This is a genomic window from Bacillus nitroreducens, assembly GCF_964021195.1.
Map to the genome: position 1 here is coordinate 689,409 of NZ_CAXHYI020000003.1, position 18,078 is coordinate 707,486.

An 18,078-nucleotide genomic window follows, 5' to 3' on the forward strand; every position below is an offset into this window, starting at 1 on the left:
CCAGATTTATATCTGAAGCGCTTGACGTTAAGGTTAACGGATAAATCAGAGGAACCCTAGGGAATCAACTCTCACTATTATCAGTTATACCTCGTAGTCAAGCTTGTTTACGGAAGCTTGGTAGAAACTTTTGGGCCATATCCCCAAGATTATACGACGTATATTAACAAAATCTTAAATTCGATTTTATTATATGACAATATGCCTAGAGAGTCAATACAAAAAGCGAACATTATTGAATTTACTTTTATTATCGTTCGTGTATTATTCCCACTCGATTGTTGCTGGTGGTTTGCTTGTTATATCATAAACTACCCTGTTTACATGACTTACTTCATTTACAATTCTTCTTGATATAACTTCAAGCACGTCCCAAGGAATACGAGCCCAGTCTGATGTCATTCCATCTATAGATGTTACTGCACGGATTCCGATAGTGTGGTCATATGTTCGAGCGTCTCCCATGACTCCAACACTTCTGATATCTGGAAGGACAGTAAAGTACTGCCAAATTTCACGTTCTAGACCTGCTTTTCTAATTTCTTCACGTAAAATATAGTCTGATTCACGAACAATCTCTAGTTTTTCCTCCGTCACTTCACCCAAAACACGAATACCTAGACCAGGTCCAGGGAAAGGCTGGCGCCAAACGATTTCATCTGGGATACCTAACTCCGTTCCAAGTGCACGAACCTCGTCCTTAAACAAAGTTTTTAGCGGTTCGATTAATTCAAATTGCATATCTTCTGGTAGACCACCAACGTTGTGGTGAGATTTAATTGTTTGTGCAGTAGCCGTACCACTTTCAATGATGTCTGTATAAAGAGTACCTTGTGCGAGATAATCAAATCCTTCAAGCTTTGCTGATTCGTCATCAAACACATAGATGAACTCGTTACCAATGATTTTACGCTTTTGCTCTGGATCACTTACACCCTTTAATTTATTTAAAAAGCGTTCCTTCGCATCAATTTTGATCACATTCATATTGAAACCTTCGCTAAATGTTTCCATTACACTCTCGGCTTCTCCCTTACGAAGAAGTCCATGATCAACGAACATACAAGTTAATTGATCACCAATCGCTTTATGGATTAAAACTGCAACTACGGAAGAATCTACACCTCCGCTAAGTGCGCAAAGTACTTTTTTATCCCCAACAGTTTGACGGATCTTTTCCATTTCAATTTCAATGAAGTTTTCCATTGACCAACTTTCCGTACATCCACAAGCACCGAAAACAAAGTTTTTAAGAAGATCGTTTCCATATACTGAGTGAAGTACCTCTGGGTGGAATTGAACACCAAAAAATTTACGAGCTTCATCACTCATTGCTGAGATTGGGCATGAAGGACTAACCGCATCTACCGTAAAGCCGCTTGGTGCTTCTACAACTAAGTCTCCATGACTCATCCATACCACTTGTTCATTTGGGGTATTTGCAAAAAGCGCAGATTCGTTTTGGATTGTGATTGTTGCTTTTCCATACTCACGGTTATGAGCCTTTTCAACTCGTCCACCAAAATGTTGTGTCATAAGCTGCATTCCATAGCAGATTCCTAATACAGGAATCCCTAATTCAAAAATTCCTTCATCACATCTAAATGAATTTTCATCATATACACTATTTGGTCCACCTGATAAAATAATTCCTTTAGGCTGCATTGCCTTAATTTCTTCAACAGTTAATGTGTGTGGATGGAGTTCACTATACACTCCAAACTCACGGATTCTGCGCGTGATTAATTGATTATATTGGCTACCGAAATCTAAAACAACGATCGTTTCTTGAACGTTATTCACAAAATCACCTCGTTTTATTTTGTTATACACCCACCAGAAAATATGCATAAAAATAGAATCCTACCTAAAAAAAAGGCAGGATTCTAGATTGCGCACGTAAATAGAATAGCTGCCTTCATAGTCAGACCATTTACGGTGGTCTGGTAGAAACTTTCGAACCATATCTTCGAGGATATACAAAGGAAACAAATATTTCTATTAAAATTGTGTTTTCATTCTATCAATCACGTACTTATTGGTCAAGAAGATATCTTTTTAATTAAATTTTCCCATAATTCAACAGACCTACTCCATTCATCATTTGCATTATCTTTTCGATAAAGTGCACGTTCGTAACTTCGGGTTAATTGCTGCATTTCATTCCCTCTATAGAACTTATCAACTTTAATTGAGTACTCCCTTAAGGTTTGTCCCTCTTTCCTTGGCAAACCAACACGATTTAATTGTTTTAACAAGGCATCATAGGCTTTAAAATAGACATCTTCATCCTTTGCGTTCCTATACAGCCATATATAGAAATAAGGCATCCACTTTTTCCTCGTTTTAAAAAAGATATAAATCATTAAAAGCAGGCTTGCTATGACAATCAATACATATTTCCACGAAAAGGAATCAGAGAATTTATCAATCACTCCACTCTTATTTTCTTCCAAAATAGGTGTTGTTACCGTTTCTTCAACCTCTTCTTCCTCAGGAATTTCATCTAGTATTGTTTCTGGAGTCTGGTTACGTTGGTAGTCAGCACTATCCAAATAATAGGAGAATAGATTTGAGTTACTAAAGCCCTTTGTTGGCTCAAATGGCACCCAACCGAATTCTGGAAAATATACTTCTACCCATGAGTGGGCGTTATTATTTGTAACTTCGTACGTATGGATATCTAGACGCTCGCCTTCTGTGTATCCTTTTACCCATCGTGCTGGTATATCGGCAGCTCGCAATAACACAACCATAGAAGTTGAGTAGTTATCACAATAGCCCATTTTCGTTTCAAACAGGAATTGATCAACATAATCTTCACTTCCTGTCGGAATGGCTACATTTTGCGTTTCATACACAAACCCATTGGCCTGGAAGTAGCTTTCAACCGCCTTAACCTTATCATATCGGTTTGTATGTGTATTCGTTATATTTTGGGCCAACTCTTTGACACGTTCTGGTAAACGCTCAGGTAATTGAGTATATCTTTCCTTGAATTCTACATTGTGCTCAAGTCCCCCTGAGTCTGTAACCTCTTTTAATAGGTTAATATAGTATTTTGGATACTCGTAATTCAGCGTATATTGATCCAACTCAACCTCTGCATTACCCCTATAGGTCGAAAATTTTTCAGAGATTGGATTCACCTCAAAATGTACATCAGGGTCTGTTTCTACTGATGTTAGCCCCAGCGGATACACAATATGTGGATATTTTAGTTTCATTTGGATTTCGGCGTCATGTTCTCCTACCTCTGTTTTCGATTCATACCAACTTAATGCTGTATTTTCTGCATATAAGGTTTCGTTTTCCGCTTGATCCGATAATACCCATCCCTTACCAGTGTATGTGTCCTTTGTTTCGACTCGCCAATAATGACGTCTTTCCGTCTTAGCTGTAAACACTACCGTATCATCAGGGATAAATGGTCCACCTAAATTTTTGTCATCTGCACCATATCCAATCTTTTTTACCCCGTTAATGGACCCATTCATATTTTCTTGTCCATATCCCTTCAAGAAAGGAACAGGATCAGGCCACTGTGGTGCTGCTTTCGGTGATACATATCCAATCATAGTTGAAAACAAAATAAAAACTGTTAATGGAATTGCCCACCTTTTTCCAATATTTATATGGTGCGAAAGCTCTCTATCCTTTAATCGTTCAAATTGTAAAATACCGAGCATGAAAAATCCGATTAAGACCGTCCGAATAATTGCAAATTTAGCATCATAAGGGCTAAATGTATCGATTACCGTGATATAAATAATAGTCAATACAAAAAACAACAGTATTCTTTTTTGGTAAGCAAACCAATAATGGAGCAAGTAACTTAATAACCAAAGTAAAATAAAAAACAGAAGCGTACGGAAAATAGGTGTCATCCCCATCCAGTTTGCCTGAAAGAGAAGCCCAAAATTTGTTATTACGTCTGAACTAAACATCATCAACCATGAAGCATCTAAAAATGAAACATTAAAATAAATGGAATGAACCGCATAGAGGATCAGAGAAATTTTCATTAAAGCACCGAGAAAAAATGGGGTTCGTAGAAATAATAATAAAAAACAAACACCAATAAATAAGACAAATTCACTTGTCTCCTGTGTATCAGTTACCGTTTTTAACGGGCGGATCCACTCCCATAGTAAGAAAAAACCAAAGATATTTAACAACAGGTTTCGAATATCACGCCGTGCTGAAATTTTAGGCTTCATGATTTCACCTCAATCAAATGTTCCTGCAAATTGGCCTTCATAGACGACTTTTGCAATGACATTATGCTTTCTAACCGCCCCAAAGACATGTATTTCCTCTTGGGATAGCTGAGTTCCTTTTCCCTTTACCACAAATAGTTGCAAGTCAGCGTTACGCATCGTAAACCTGCCTACCATATGAATCGTCTCTTCGGTTAATTCAGTCGTAACTAACATAAAGGTCACTGGCTGATAAATCTTCTTGATCTGTGTTTCAACAATTTGGGAAAATGGAATCTGACTATCGTCTTTTACTTTTGCAAGGTGATGGTATATGACTTGTTGCTGAGATTCACCGTTTTTCAAAGGAAAAATAGTTTGTTCTTCCCCTATCGAGATAAGTGAAACTTGCGCACCCTTTTTTAAAATGGCTTTTGTAAGTGAAGCTGTAAAAGATACAAGTGGCTCAAAGTGTGTCGATGTGGCTCGATCCATAAAAAGCACCACATCATGGCTTTGCTGCTGTTCAAACTCTTTCGTCATAATCTCATTTCTTCTTGCAGAAGCCTTCCAATCAATCCACGAAAATCGATCCCCAGGTGTATAATCCCTAACACCAATTGCAATGGCTGTATCCCGCTTTAACCTTACGTTTGAAGATGTCATTCCTTGTTCAAATCGACTTTCTAACTGACGATACACGATATCTACGTACTGTGGATATACTAAAAACTGGTCATAGATTGGAAAAACAGTTTCCTTTTCAATGAGTCCAAACAAATCGCCAGTTTTGATTCGGATACCTTCTAACACATGTTCGCCTCGAGGTATGGAATCAAACCTATATTTATAAGTCAATTCCCGTTTAAACCAAGGGAACAACATGACCTTAGAGTGCTTTGCTTGTTCCATCTTTTTTAATTGCGGCGGTAGAAGTTCTTCGATAATGAGATACATGAGTGGAAACGGAATCTTTCGCCTAATTACAATTGTCGCCTCAAATTTTTCTCCTGCGACATAATCCTTATGATTTACAAGGCGCATGAGCATAAAGTCTTTGAGAGGATAGATTGATAGAACAAAAGAATACAGGCCAAACGGGATAAAACTATAAAAAAGGAACCAACTAACAAATCCACCTTGAAACATCGCATATACAAATGTTGCAACAATTAAGAGAAAGATGTTGACAAGCTTCCCCGTTTTTTTTAGTTTTCGTAGTAAACGCCTCATCTATGATTCAACGACCTTTTTACTGGAATAGGTGTTCGTTCAATAATTTTTTCCACTACCTTCTCCGTCGTGATTCCTTCAAATCTTGCTTCCGACTTTAAAATGATCCGATGTGGTAATACATATGTTGCTAGATATTGAATATCATCGGGAATTACAAAATCTCTTCCATGTATTAAAGCATAAGCTTGCGCTGCCTTCATTAACGCAATTGAACCTCGAGGACTAGCTCCTAAATAGACAGATTGATGCTCTCTTGTACGACTTACAAGATCAACAATATATTCTTTAATTGTTTCATCAACATAGACTTCTTTAGCTTCCTTTTGAAGACTAACGAGCTCTTCAAGGGTGATGACCGCATCAAGATGTTCAATTGGTTTTGACTTTTCCGCTCTATTTAACACTTCTATCTCCTCTTGAACTGATGGGTATCCCATTTTCATTTTTAATAGAAAGCGGTCTAGCTGCGCTTCGGGAAGTGGATATGTTCCTTCGTATTCAATCGGATTTTGGGTCGCCATGACGAAGAATGGTTTTGGTAGCATTCTTGTAACACCATCAACTGTGATACTACTTTCTTCCATCCCTTCAAGCAAAGCAGATTGTGTCTTCGGAGAAGTTCGGTTAATTTCGTCTGCAAGCACAATATGACCAATAATTGGACCTGGTCTGAATTCAAATTGGAGTTCTTTTGGATTATAAATGGATGTTCCCGTCACATCAGATGGTAATAGGTCAGGTGTAAATTGAATTCGTTTAAATTCAGCACTCACCGATTTTGCAAGCGAGCGCACCATCATCGTCTTCCCTACACCAGGTACATCCTCAAGTAAAACATGACCTTCTGCTAGTAATGCGACCAAACTCATAGTTGCTACATCTCTTTTTCCTATCATAACTTTCTCTATATTCTCAATAACTCTTCCTAAAACTGGATGTAACGTTTCAAGCTGCGACATTTTCCGTCCTCCCGTATACCTAGCTTTGTCTTACAATATATGTAACTATTATACTATTCACACTACAATTATAAAAGCAGAGATAAATAAACAGGCCTGATCCCCGACACAGTAATACGATACTGTATCAGGGTCAGACCTTGAAAATGACCAACCTCTATTAAACGAGACTCGAGAGAACATGAACACGAAGGATTATTCCTAATAGACGTTGTTCCTCATCCACTACCGCTAACGGGAACTTAGTTTCTAATGCTTTTGGAATGATATCTTGAATATATTCTTCCTTGGCCACTGTAAAAATATCATCTCGAATAATATCTTTTAGTGTTTTCTTCTCCTTTATGCCATCGATTGCATCATCAATCGTGATAATTCCTTGGAGTTGTTGGTGCTTGTTTACAACAAACACACTGGATATCCCATTCTTTTGCATTTCTTTTATTGCTACCTGCAGACTATCTTTTAAAGAAACCAACGCATTGGAACCAATCATGACATGCTCTGCCTGTAATACTTTAGAACGATCAATATCTTTGATAAATTCAGAGATATAGTCATTAGCAGGTGACTCAATAATTTCTTCTGGAGTACCTATTTGCTCAACGACCCCGTCCTTCATAACTGCAACCCGATCGCCAAGCTTAAATGCTTCATTGATATCATGCGTGATAAAAATAATTGTTTTTTGAAGCTTTTCCTGAAGTTCAATGAGCTCAAGCTGCATTTCTCGACGGATAAGTGGATCAAGTGCACTGAAAGGTTCATCCATTAGGAGGATATCAGGATCGTTCGCTAGAGCACGGGCAAGCCCTACTCGTTGCTGCATCCCTCCTGAAAGCTCAGTAGGATATTTATCTTCATATCCTTTTAGCCCTACACTTTCAATGTTTTTTAACGCAATTTCTCGACGTTTTTCTTTTGAAACATTTTTAATTTCAAGTCCATACTCTACATTCGCTAACACAGTACGATGACTGAATAATCCAAAGTGCTGAAACACCATTGCTATTTTATCTTGTCTAAACTTCTTAAGTTGGGCTGAATTATAGCGAACGACATCTTCTCCATCAACATAAATAGCACCAGATGTTGGTTTATTTAAAAGGTTGAAACAGCGAATCAATGTCGACTTTCCACTCCCTGAGAGTCCCATGATGACAAAGATTTCACCTTTTTTTATTTCCATTGATGCATTATAAACACCAACGGTATGATTTGTTTTTTCTAAGATTTCTTTTTTACTCATTCCTTGTTCGATCATTGGAATGACTGATTTTGGCTTTGAACCAAATATTTTTGAAACGTTCTCGATCTTAATCTTTGTTTCCATGTTTATTCAGCCCCCTTGTGTTTCTGAAAGGAACTCGCGACTCCGTTTGTCACTCGATCGATAATAATTGCTAGAAATACAATACTAATGCCCGCTTCAAATCCGAGTGCCATATCAATACGGTTAATAGCGATTAAAACCTGTTCCCCTAGTCCCTTCGCACCAACCATGGATGCAATAACGACCATTGAAAGAGCCATCATTGTCGTTTGGTTAACACCTGCCATAATGGTTGGTAACGCCTGTGGTAATTGAACTTTCGTGAGCATTTGCCATCTAGAGGATCCAAATGATTGCGCTGATTCAATGACATCTTCATCCACATTTCGAATCGCTAACTCTGTTAAACGGATGACAGGAGGCAATGCATATATTAACGTTGCAAAGACCGCTGATACATTTCCTAGACTGAAGAAGAAAATAGCTGGGATTAAATATACGAAACTTGGCATGGTTTGCATCGCATCTAAGATAGGTCTCATGAAAATGGAGAACTTTTTACTAAATGCCATCCACACACCAAGCGGAATCCCAATGATGAGTGAAATCACGACGGATGTTAAGACAATCGCGATGGTAATCATTAGTACATCCCACAATCCAAATGTTCCAATCAAAAAAATAAAGAATGCATATAAGACACCTGATAAGGCAGATTTAAAACGCCATCCTAAAAGGAAAGTAATAATTAAGAAGAGCCACCATGGTATGAAGCTAAGGAAACTGTCAATTCCATTGATTGTTTGAGAGGAAATAAGATGTATGATATCAAAAAAACCTTCGAACGTTGTATCTACCCATTTTATAAACTTTTCAACACTTTTACCTAAAAAATCCCATTTTATATCTGGAAAATTACTCATAAGTAGGTTACATGAAGTAACCATTCACCTCGCTTATATTTACAAAAATCACTTGCGCCTTCTCTTTTGGCCAAGTCGTCATTAGTCACTCAGATGCTCAAGGGAGTTCCTTCATTTCAGTCGAAATTAGAACTACCACTCAATTGGTAATTTAAATTGCCTATCGACTACTACTGAAGGTGTGGCTTCCACTGAATAAAATTCATATTTTTCGACAAATTGTCTTAAAAATTGTAGTAGCCAGCAAGATGCTAACTACTACATAGAAATTATTCTAATGAACTTTTTACTTTTTCAGCGATCTCCTCTGTAATCCAAGAAGTCCATATATCTTCATGCTGTTCCATCCACCAAACGGCAGCTTCCTCAGCAGATGCCTCATTTTCATTCATATAGTTAAGTGCTTCTTCTGTTAAATCATTACTTGTTTCATAGTTTTTTAGAAACTCCACAACCTCTGGGGCTTGTTCTGGCATATCCTTATGAACTGCTACCACAACATCGTTTGGTGGAAATTCCGTACCAAAGTCTTTATTCCATTGTTCCTCGTTATATTCTGGTTCTTCTAAAAGAGTAAGATCATATTTTGCCGTTACCCAAGTCGGTGACCAGTAGTATCCGACCCAACCTTCTCCTTTTTCATATGCATCAACTAGAGTTGCAACTGCACTCGAATCTGAACCAGGGCTAATATAGTTGAACGAGTCTCCTAAACCATATGTGTCAAATTTTACTGACATTGTTTCACCAACAGCCCATCCAGTAGGAGCACCTACAACACGTCCTTTACTTGAATCCTCTGGGTCTGGGAAAACATCAGGGTACTTTTTCAAGTCCTCGACTGTCTTCAAATCAGGAGCTAGCGGTTCAATTCCTCTTTCTGCATCTCCTTCAATCACATAAGTGGGAACATACAATCCTTGGCTATTATCTCCAAAGTTTGTAGAAACGGTCTCAATATCTCCTGCCTCGGTCATTTCTTTATAAAGCTCTTTAACATTGTCAGTCCAGACTTCCATGTAGACATTAATATCACCTTGACGGAGACCTTCTAGTGTCGCAGGAGTAGATCCAGTTGTAACTTCTGTTTCATATCCAAATCCTTCTTCAAGGATTCTTTGCGCTATACTGTTGTGAACACGAATACTGTCCCAACCAGCATCAGCAAGTACAATCTTATCTAATTTTTCAGGTTCGCCATCTCCTGAAGAACCTTCACTACTACATCCTACTAATGCTAGTAATAGGACAACTAGCACCGTAAATAGCTTTCGTTTCATTGTGTAATTACTCCCCTTCTTGTCTTTTAAACCGATTTATTTACCTAACGATACAAGCAAGCAAAATGAATGAACATTCATTTATTTTTTGCACAATTGTTTCCTAACTATCAAGCAATATGCTTATGAATAATAGAAAAGTAGATAGTCGTTCAATAATCAGCAAGAAAAAAATGTAGAGGAATAGAAAAAGCTACATTTTATATAAATGAGGACACATTGTATTGTGTAGGTGGGAATTGCTTAAGCTTATTTAATCGCGGTAAAAAACTGGGTACATAAAAAGTATAGAGGAATAGGAAATTGAGAACAAACCTGATAAATTAGCATATTTCGAGATAAACTAGCATATTTTGCAGTCTCGAAATTTTAGAGGGTTGAGGTGGTTTATCCTTCCAACATCCTCCCCTATCCTCTCAAATCCTCCAATTTTCAAAAAATATCTGATTTTTCAACAAGTGCTCAATATGTAGTATTCGCATAACATTACCTTTTCTGTATATAGTAGTATCTTCAAAATTCGACTTTAATAATGAACAAAGACCAGACACCCTCTTTTGAGTATCTGGTCCTTATTTATTTCTCTAGTGATTCGACTATTTTCTTTTCCGATGCAGAAATTTTTCATTTATGACAAGCACTTTTCCATCCTCAACTGGCCTATATTTACGAAAGATGAATTTGTTTTTTTCAAATAGGTTATTTCCTACAACATATATAGGTAGGATGATGAGCAAATTAATCAACATTTGCAACAACAAGTTCAATTCCCGCTCAAAAATATAAATCGTAAAAACAGCATGAAACGTAAAAGAAACCATTAATACAATTAAAACATTGCAAATATGAAAAGCAATCACGCTCGTTTTTTCTCGGAACATTCGCTCTAGTTCGGCCTTGAAAAAGAGCGAAATAAACACTGAAACCCCTATTGCAATAAGGGTAACAAAATAGATAAAAAACGTGACCATTTTTCAAAATCCCCCTTACTTAATAAACATCTCTTTTATAAGTTTCTTCGGTATTTACTAGGTGAAATACCAACATGACGTTTAAAGAACCGACTAAAATGGGCTTCACTTTCAAAGCCACAATCGGTACTGATTTTCTTAATAGTCCAGTCAGGATACATTTTAAAAAGATGAATGGCTTGCCTTAAGCGATATTGCATGACATAGTCCATAATTGTTTGCCCTGTTTGCTCCTTAAACATATGAACCATATAGGACTTGCTTATATTAATTTCTTTCGCAACATCCTCTAGTAACAGTTTTTTATTAAAATGTTCTTGAACATAGGTAGCAATTTGTTGGATATAGGCATTATTTTCATAAATATCGTCAGAACCAATTAATTTTTTATCGCGGTAATGATGGATGGAGAAAAGCAATTCCATTAGTTTTACTTTCAATTCATTCTCCACTTCTACAACTGAACGAGCAGACAGTAACATCTCCATATCCTTTGTTAGTCCGATTATCTTTTGTAAATGTTTATCATTTGTGCGATAAATACTGTGATGATTTATTTGGAAAGGCTTTAATAAATGGGTAGATTCTAAAAATTCAAGAGTCGGTTGTATCCATTCTAATGAAAATTGAATAATACTTCGATCGTATGAATCTGTATCCCCTGTTACAAAAGGTTTATGCAATTTACTCCCATCCATGAGTATAATATCTCCAGGAAGTAGATCATAAATCTTATTATCAATTAGATATTTGCAGTTTCCCGAATGAAAAATAAAAATTTCATAATGAAAATGGGTATGATAATCAGGTGATTTTTCTATCCCTTTTTGATGAGAAATCGCAAATAGATTATACAAATGTTGACTGTTCAATTCCCTCATATCACACCCCCCTTTTGGCAAAATCTAATTTTTCTCATTTCTTTTACAATCGCATGTAAAACAAGTGAAGTCAACCAAAAAGGGAAGAAACCTAATGATAGGTTCCTCCCCACAAACACATAAAAAACAAAGGAATTATTCACTTTCATGACCAAGGTCATTTTGTACCTTGCTTAATGTATTCTTATCTAAGTTATATACAAACAACATCGCTAACATGATTAGTGCCATACCTGTAATTGGGAAAATAACAGAAAGGTTCTTAATACTTGTAGCATATTCTGCTGTCCATGTTGAGGCATCACTTAATTTCAGTCCTGGTAAAATAATCGCAATGGTAGCAGGAACAATAGAAGCTCCTAATCCCTGACCTAATTTACGAATCATGGAGTACATAGAATAAACGGATCCTTCATTTCTCTTTCCAGTCTTCCATTCTTGATAATCAATTGCATCAGCTACCATAGCCCAAGTATAAATTCCTAAACCAAATGAAAAGACACTCGCAAATGCTTGTAATCCCAACCAAACAAAGGGGTTACTGATTGGTGCAAATAACATGACTAAATAAATGGCAATACTAATCAATAACGGATAAGCAACTATTTCTTTTTTCCCAAAACGTTTAACAAGTTTATTCCCGATAGTAACACCGAGAATCATCGGAATAAGTGTTACGATAATCACATAAGAGTTTAATTTACCGTCTTCAAAGTATAATTGAAACGTTAGAGAGTTAAGTTGCTGCGCTCCATTTAAGAAAAGAATTTGTGCCAAAGCGACTAAAGCTAATCCTATCATCGCTCTATTCTTAAAGAAATTAATAAATGTGTCAAAAAAGCTGTATTTATTGGTTTTCGATTTATCCTGAGATGAATGGCTGTAATGAACAATTCGTTCCTCTGTATTATAGTAAAGGGCAACATAACTAAGAATCGCTAAAACACCCGTTACAAGCGTAATCGGAAACATCATTTCCCCTTGAAAAATACTTTTTGATTCGCCATCAACAACAACAGTCGTGTACAATACTATCGGAATAAATATTCCATAAAGAATATTTGGAACAAAGCCACCAATACTTCTAGCTGTCGATAATGCCGTACGTTCAGATGCTTTTGTTGTCATAACCGAACTTAAAGCACCGTAGGGCACGTTTACAAAAGTATATAGGAGGTCCCATAAGAAATAACTACCTGCGAATAGTGCTATTTTTGCAGTGTAAGACCAATCCGATGCATCAATAAACATAACGGACATAGAAAAGGCAAGTAATGGTGCCATTCTCATGATCCAAGGCTTGAATTTATCTGGAGATTTTAATCTAAAACGGTCGATAACCATCCCAATAAGTGGATCATTAATACCATCTAAAATTTTTGCGATTAAAATGATTAACGCATAATGAGCTAATTCAATCCCAATAAATTGGGTAAAGAAGATAAACATGTACATGTTTACCAAGTCAAAACTGAAGTTTCCCCCTAAATCACCCATGAAATACCCGAATACATCACGCTTACCAAAGGGACGTTTAGATGTATCATAACTGGTTGTCGACTGTTTGGTTGTACTTACTGGTTCTTCTATTTCATGTAATTTTTCTACAGCCATCTTTTTTCACTCCTTTTGGAATACAACATTGTCTAAAACCCTTACATTTTTGAGAATTAAATCAATTGTATTTTCATTGGACGGTTCCCTTCTACCTATAACAGCTTGGAAACCGCCTTTTTCTCTAGATTACTTGTCTTCTTTTACAAAAACGATATACATGTTACTATCTTCAATATTCGAATCATCCTGATTCCCACCTAAGGTAAGGGTTGTCCCTGCCTTGACCTGTTTCTTGAACACGGTATGTCCAGTATCATGAACAAGAACCTTCTGTTTTGTTTCTTCAAAGTCCTCCATTAACCACTCTGGTCGACTTAAGCGATCGTCATGTGCAATCAAAACAGATGCATCTTTTACCACGGTAAAGTGAATTAAATCAAGGGCCTTATAATTCGTCTCATCATTTGCAAGTTGGAGATAGTCACTACCTACTAAGTTTTCTGCTAAAAACTGAAACTCGTATTCTCTATCATTGTAAATGCGATCCCCCGTACCTACGTTTACTTTGACACCACCCGTTTCACGTATCCCTGAATAAGAATAATCTGTAATCAGTTCAGAGTCTTCAGTTTCGGAATGGAATGCTTGATAGTTCTCAATTGGTCCATCTCCAATCGCTGGTTCCTCTCCAAGTGAATCAACTGGATAATGTGGAAGCTCCTTTGATATCCCATTAACATGAGGGAAAGCTTTAACTTCTACGACTAGAGCATCCTTCTCTAAACCTTGAACTTCTCCAATTAGTTTTAATTGTCCTGGTGTTAAAGTAGAACGGATGGCTACGCGGTTTATACCCGCTTCGATGTCTAAATAGGTATTGTTCGTTGATCCTTCTTTTCCACTATTATAGCCACCACGCCATATTCCTGGACCTTCCATATAGAAATCAATTCGCCCTTCAAATGTAGGGACACGATTCCCTTCTTGATCCACGACTTCAGCATCCACCAGTAAAACGTCTGAACCGTTTGCCTTGAAGCCACCTATGTTAGTAATCGGCATTAATTTTACCGCAACAGGATCACCAGCTGTTTGCTTGGATTGTTGTGCAATGATTTGAGCATTTTCGTCATATGCAATCGCCTCTATGATTCCAGCTTTCCATTTAATATTTTCAAAGGTAAATAGATACGTATGATCTCTCTTACCAAATCCTTTTGATTCTCCGTTGATGAATAGTTCCACTTGTTCGGCATTTGACATGACATAGATGTCTTTTACTGTTCCTTCTGGATAATTCCAGTGACCAATGATATGAACTTGTGGATCTTCGCGGTAAATGGCTTTCGTCGCATAATATGCTTCCTTTGGCAACATCACGGCATCTACTTGACCACTTACACGTGACACTTCTGAATATACCCGACCATGGCTTGTGGAATCTGAATAAATCCAATTTGCTCCTCCACCATGTGCTGGATGGCTAATTTTTTCAAAATGTTTTGCCTGATTTCTAGCAAATTCTTCTGAAGTTAAATTATAAGCAGAACCATCTGCAGTCTTGTAATTCTCATATCCTGGGGTATGTCTGTCCCAAACACGGCGCGCCGCTTCTTCCCTGTTGTATTCTCCCTCTACAACTGGTTTCCCCTTACTCTTAAGCTCCCAACTACCTTCCGTACCAATAGAAACATCTACATATTTTTCCATGGTTAGATCACAACGTCTATGAGCATAAGCTCGTGCCCCATGAGGATCCCACTCTCGCGTGATTTCTACTAATTTCTGGGCCTCTTCATCAGGAACACTTTGGTTCCCACCTTCCCAAATAAGGATAGAGGGATGATTTCTGTAATAAATAATCATATCGCGGTATGCATCAGAACGAATTTTATAGGAAACATCACTGTACACACCACCAACAGTACTTCCCTCTCCATCCACACCAGGCTGTATGGTTATGAGGCCATATTTGTCCGCTAGTTCAATATCAACTGGAGCACCTGCCGAATGTCCCCAGCGAATCATGTTTCCACCAGCTTCTTTCATTTGTTTAAAAATGAACGCGTGCATCCAATTTGGATATGCTGCACCTAACCCTGCCCATTCGTTTGTTGGTCTTTGTCCCCAACCCTTTAACTTAAGTTTGTTGCCATTAATAAAGAATCCTTGGTCAAACGTAAACTCGAATGTGCGAATTCCAAGTGGTGTATCGACCGAGTCTGTTGTCTTTTCATTTAATCGTAACTTCGTTCGCACTGTATACAAATATGGATACTGTGGTGACCAGCGATGGGGATTTTTCACAGTCTCTGAAGTTTTAAATACAAACATTTCACCTGATTGTAGTTGTTTCTTGTCCTCCATGGTTTGAATAACTACACCATCTTGGTCGAGTATTTCCGCAATAAAATGTACTTCTTTGTTGGTGTCATACTCATTCGCCACTTCTGCTTCAACGGTTACTTTTGCAGAGTTCTCTGTTATGTTTGAAGCGTATACATATGTTCCTTGAGTTTTTAAATAACTGTATAAAGGAAGTGTAATATGCAAACGGTCCTTGAGATGAAGGAAAACATTTCGATATATTCCACCATGTGTCGGATGCCAATGAGAGTCATGCCAACTAAGTACATCATCCGTACCTTCCGCTTTGTAAGGGAACGTATTATCAACCATAATTGCTAAAACATTTTCCTCATCCCCAAAATGCACATGAGGAGTTAGGTCATACCCAAACGGAATAAATCCGTTTTCATATTTTCCAGCTAATTTCGTACCGTTGATATATACATCCGCAGCTTGTCTAATCCCTTCAAATTCTATAAAAACTTTTTTATCTTGATCTTCTTGATTTAATTTAAAATATTTTCTATACCAGGTCCTTCCAGTGAACATACTCCGTTCACCGTTATGTCCACCTTCCATGTAATTATCGAAAGTATCGATATCATTAAATGTGTGTGGCGCACTAACTAACTCCCAATCAGAATCATCAAAATCAATCTGACATGCCCCTTCTACATCTGACTTTTTGAATTTCCATCCTACGTTAAAATTAAACTTGTTCCCATAGTTCCTAACCGAATCATCTTTTTCAATCCCAACAGGTACCAGATTTTCAGTCAAAACGTTTCCCTCCCCTTCATGAAATATACTAATATACAAATGGTAAACCCTTTCATTTAGCTTCATTCTACTCTATAAATCTGAAATAGTCGTTAACTCAGATAGTCAACATTTATTCAAAACTTGACTCAAATGATTATATTTTACGGTTTCAAAAAGCGCCTTCTCCTTCTTAAATAAGGTTGTAATCGCAAACTTTTTTAGTATCGATACAATGTATTTTCGCTTCAAATGGACGTTTTTCTAACTGTATTCGAGTGCAAAAATATAATACTGCTTAAGATGATTAGATGTTTGAAGTTGTTAAGGGGCAGTTGTTTTTTAAGCCTCCTCGAGAGCGAAAACCATTCGATTCCCGTAGGTGCCGAGCGCCCGCACTCCAGGCGTTTTACTAATAACAACAATCTACTAGAAAAAAGATGTATATAAAAAGCTTTCGTTAAAGTCAAAAGAACATGAGAAGTTTCACGTAGAAATCGTAAATTAACCGTTAAAAATTGATGTATGTTAGAATACTAAAAATAACATTTTAAAATGTGAAAAGAGGCGATAACATGTTTGACAAAATAAAAAGGCAACTAAGAAATATCGCACGTGGAAGCAGTAGTAGAAGGCAGTGGTACTACGGCGGGAGTAGCACTAAAAAGAGAAACCGTTATTATGGAGGTAGTAGTAGTAAAAAAAGACATCGTTACTATGGTGGAAGTAGTAGTAAGAGATTCGGTTACTTCCGCGGAAGTAGCAGCAGGAGACATAAATATAATCCTATGAGCGGTAGTAAACGTTATAAACGAAGAAGTTGGGGAAGTAGTAGCTAATTCCAGTCAAGTACTATTCCCTAAAAGCTTGTATAGCTAAATGAAGGTCATGAAGAATCTCGTCAATAGACGTATATGGTTCATCTATTTTTAATAGCTTTTCCAAAAGTAAGACTGTTTCTTTTCGTAAAAAAAGTTCTTCTGTCCAAGGAAGAGCTTTTTTTGTTTTAGAGGAATACGTTGTATAGAGTAAGTATAAAAGAATATCCCCTAAATCATAATAGTCTTGAAGTTTCATCTCTTCCCTATTTTGTCCTTCAAGTTTTGCAGAAGAGGCTATTTGTTGTGCTAAGCCAAAATCAATTAAATATGGCTCATTGTTTTTTACTAATATATTGGGTATTCGTAAATCAAGATGGAAAATATTTCGTTTGTGAAGATATTCAACCAATTTGATGATTTGAGCTACGAATTGTAAAGACTCTCTCTCATTAAAAGTTTTCTTATTTCGAAAAATTTCATCCTCTAAGTTTACCCCATCTATATAGTCCATCACATAAAAATAATGACCCTGATCGGAAAAGACCTCATGGAGCTTAGGCATATGATGGTGATTCAAATTGCTTAAGATTGAAACTTCATCATGAAAGAGCTTAATCTCTTTCTTACTCTTGCGCTTACTTGGCCTTAATTGCTTGAGGACTTTATTTACTTGATCGTTTAAATCATGACATAGATATACCATTCCATAGCTTCCAGCTCCAATCATGTCTAACACCTGGTAGCGTTGATTTAGCATTTCCCCTTCACTTATTGGCTTATCGATAAGAAACTGATGGATTTTTCGAATTGGTTTTATCATGTCTTACTCCTTTTTCTTTAAAGGTAAATCGCTTTACAAAATTCCTTTGG

General features: G+C 37.0%; 13 protein-coding genes and 2 riboswitches. Of the genes, 1 reads left to right on the forward strand and 12 read right to left on the reverse strand.

Features of this window, described 5'->3' with window-relative positions; translation table 11 throughout:
- Nucleotides 1-74 precede the first annotated feature (74 nt).
- A riboswitch (purine riboswitch) is annotated at nucleotides 75-177 on the reverse strand.
- An 87-nt stretch (nucleotides 178-264) separates the two neighbouring features.
- From guaA to ACWPVE_RS07115, 11 genes are all read right to left on the reverse strand, one after another.
- Nucleotides 265-1,803 (reverse strand): glutamine-hydrolyzing GMP synthase, encoded by a 1,539-nt coding sequence (gene guaA / locus ACWPVE_RS07065; protein WP_453992024.1) that lies wholly within the window; start codon nucleotides 1,801-1,803, stop codon nucleotides 265-267.
- Between the two features lie 98 nt (nucleotides 1,804-1,901).
- Nucleotides 1,902-2,003, reverse strand: a riboswitch (purine riboswitch).
- A 39-nt stretch (nucleotides 2,004-2,042) separates the two neighbouring features.
- Nucleotides 2,043-4,220 (reverse strand): DUF4129 domain-containing transglutaminase family protein, encoded by a 2,178-nt coding sequence (locus tag ACWPVE_RS07070; protein ID WP_453992025.1) that lies wholly within the window; start codon nucleotides 4,218-4,220, stop codon nucleotides 2,043-2,045.
- A gap of 9 nt (nucleotides 4,221-4,229) precedes the next feature.
- The gene (locus ACWPVE_RS07075) at nucleotides 4,230-5,432 is read right to left on the reverse strand and encodes a DUF58 domain-containing protein (RefSeq protein WP_453992027.1); all 1,203 of its coding nucleotides are present in this window, start codon (nucleotides 5,430-5,432) and stop codon (nucleotides 4,230-4,232) included.
- Nucleotides 5,429-6,394 carry an AAA family ATPase gene (locus ACWPVE_RS07080; RefSeq protein ID WP_453992028.1) on the reverse strand — a complete coding sequence of 322 codons (966 nt, stop codon included), beginning with the start codon at nucleotides 6,392-6,394 and terminating at the stop codon, nucleotides 5,429-5,431. Before ACWPVE_RS07080 ends, ACWPVE_RS07075 begins: the two co-directional genes overlap by 4 nt.
- A 160-nt stretch (nucleotides 6,395-6,554) precedes the next feature.
- A complete protein-coding gene (locus ACWPVE_RS07085; protein ID WP_453992030.1) occupies nucleotides 6,555-7,727 on the reverse strand; it encodes a quaternary amine ABC transporter ATP-binding protein in 1,173 nt (390 codons plus the stop codon).
- A gap of 2 nt (nucleotides 7,728-7,729) precedes the next feature.
- The gene (locus ACWPVE_RS07090; RefSeq protein WP_453992031.1) at nucleotides 7,730-8,590 is read right to left on the reverse strand and encodes an ABC transporter permease; all 861 of its coding nucleotides are present in this window, start codon (nucleotides 8,588-8,590) and stop codon (nucleotides 7,730-7,732) included.
- A gap of 269 nt (nucleotides 8,591-8,859) precedes the next feature.
- Nucleotides 8,860-9,870 carry an ABC transporter substrate-binding protein gene (locus ACWPVE_RS07095; protein WP_453992033.1) on the reverse strand — a complete coding sequence of 337 codons (1,011 nt, stop codon included), beginning with the start codon at nucleotides 9,868-9,870 and terminating at the stop codon, nucleotides 8,860-8,862.
- A 596-nt stretch (nucleotides 9,871-10,466) separates the two neighbouring features.
- On the reverse strand, nucleotides 10,467-10,841 hold the full coding sequence (locus ACWPVE_RS07100; protein ID WP_453992035.1) for a hypothetical protein: 375 nt from the start codon (nucleotides 10,839-10,841) through the stop codon (nucleotides 10,467-10,469).
- Between the two features lie 35 nt (nucleotides 10,842-10,876).
- Entirely contained in the window at nucleotides 10,877-11,722 is an 846-nt protein-coding gene (locus tag ACWPVE_RS07105; RefSeq protein WP_453992037.1) for an AraC family transcriptional regulator, read from the reverse strand.
- A gap of 135 nt (nucleotides 11,723-11,857) precedes the next feature.
- Nucleotides 11,858-13,336, reverse strand: a complete 1,479-nt coding sequence (locus ACWPVE_RS07110) for an MFS transporter (protein ID WP_453992039.1) — start codon at nucleotides 13,334-13,336, stop codon at nucleotides 11,858-11,860.
- A 129-nt stretch (nucleotides 13,337-13,465) separates the two neighbouring features.
- Nucleotides 13,466-16,408 carry a sugar-binding domain-containing protein gene (locus tag ACWPVE_RS07115; protein ID WP_453992041.1) on the reverse strand — a complete coding sequence of 981 codons (2,943 nt, stop codon included), beginning with the start codon at nucleotides 16,406-16,408 and terminating at the stop codon, nucleotides 13,466-13,468.
- Between the two features lie 594 nt (nucleotides 16,409-17,002).
- Between ACWPVE_RS07115 and ACWPVE_RS07120 the strand changes: the two genes are divergently transcribed.
- Nucleotides 17,003-17,179, forward strand: a complete 177-nt coding sequence (locus ACWPVE_RS07120; protein WP_453992043.1) for a hypothetical protein — start codon at nucleotides 17,003-17,005, stop codon at nucleotides 17,177-17,179.
- A gap of 60 nt (nucleotides 17,180-17,239) precedes the next feature.
- Here the strand turns inward: ACWPVE_RS07120 and ACWPVE_RS07125 are convergent, their stop codons facing one another.
- Complete coding sequence (locus ACWPVE_RS07125; RefSeq protein ID WP_453992045.1) at nucleotides 17,240-18,028, reverse strand: serine/threonine protein kinase; 789 nt, start codon at nucleotides 18,026-18,028, stop codon at nucleotides 17,240-17,242.
- Between the last annotated feature and the right edge of the window lie 50 nt (nucleotides 18,029-18,078).

What these genes read in the sequence shown, in the direction of transcription:
- ACWPVE_RS07100 (WP_453992035.1), bottom strand. Translation starts at nt 10,841, where the DNA reads ATGGTCACGTTTTTTATCTATTTTGTTACCCTTATTGCAATAGGGGTT.
- ACWPVE_RS07105 (WP_453992037.1), bottom strand. Translation starts at nt 11,722, where the DNA reads ATGAGGGAATTGAACAGTCAACATTTGTATAATCTATTTGCGATTTCT.
- ACWPVE_RS07075 (WP_453992027.1), bottom strand. Translation starts at nt 5,432, where the DNA reads ATGAGGCGTTTACTACGAAAACTAAAAAAAACGGGGAAGCTTGTCAAC.
- ACWPVE_RS07110 (WP_453992039.1), bottom strand. Translation starts at nt 13,336, where the DNA reads ATGGCTGTAGAAAAATTACATGAAATAGAAGAACCAGTAAGTACAACC.
- ACWPVE_RS07125 (WP_453992045.1), bottom strand. Translation starts at nt 18,028, where the DNA reads ATGATAAAACCAATTCGAAAAATCCATCAGTTTCTTATCGATAAGCCA.
- ACWPVE_RS07090 (WP_453992031.1), bottom strand. Translation starts at nt 8,590, where the DNA reads ATGAGTAATTTTCCAGATATAAAATGGGATTTTTTAGGTAAAAGTGTT.
- ACWPVE_RS07070 (WP_453992025.1), bottom strand. Translation starts at nt 4,220, where the DNA reads ATGAAGCCTAAAATTTCAGCACGGCGTGATATTCGAAACCTGTTGTTA.
- ACWPVE_RS07080 (WP_453992028.1), bottom strand. Translation starts at nt 6,394, where the DNA reads ATGTCGCAGCTTGAAACGTTACATCCAGTTTTAGGAAGAGTTATTGAG.
- ACWPVE_RS07095 (WP_453992033.1), bottom strand. Translation starts at nt 9,870, where the DNA reads ATGAAACGAAAGCTATTTACGGTGCTAGTTGTCCTATTACTAGCATTA.
- ACWPVE_RS07085 (WP_453992030.1), bottom strand. Translation starts at nt 7,727, where the DNA reads ATGGAAACAAAGATTAAGATCGAGAACGTTTCAAAAATATTTGGTTCA.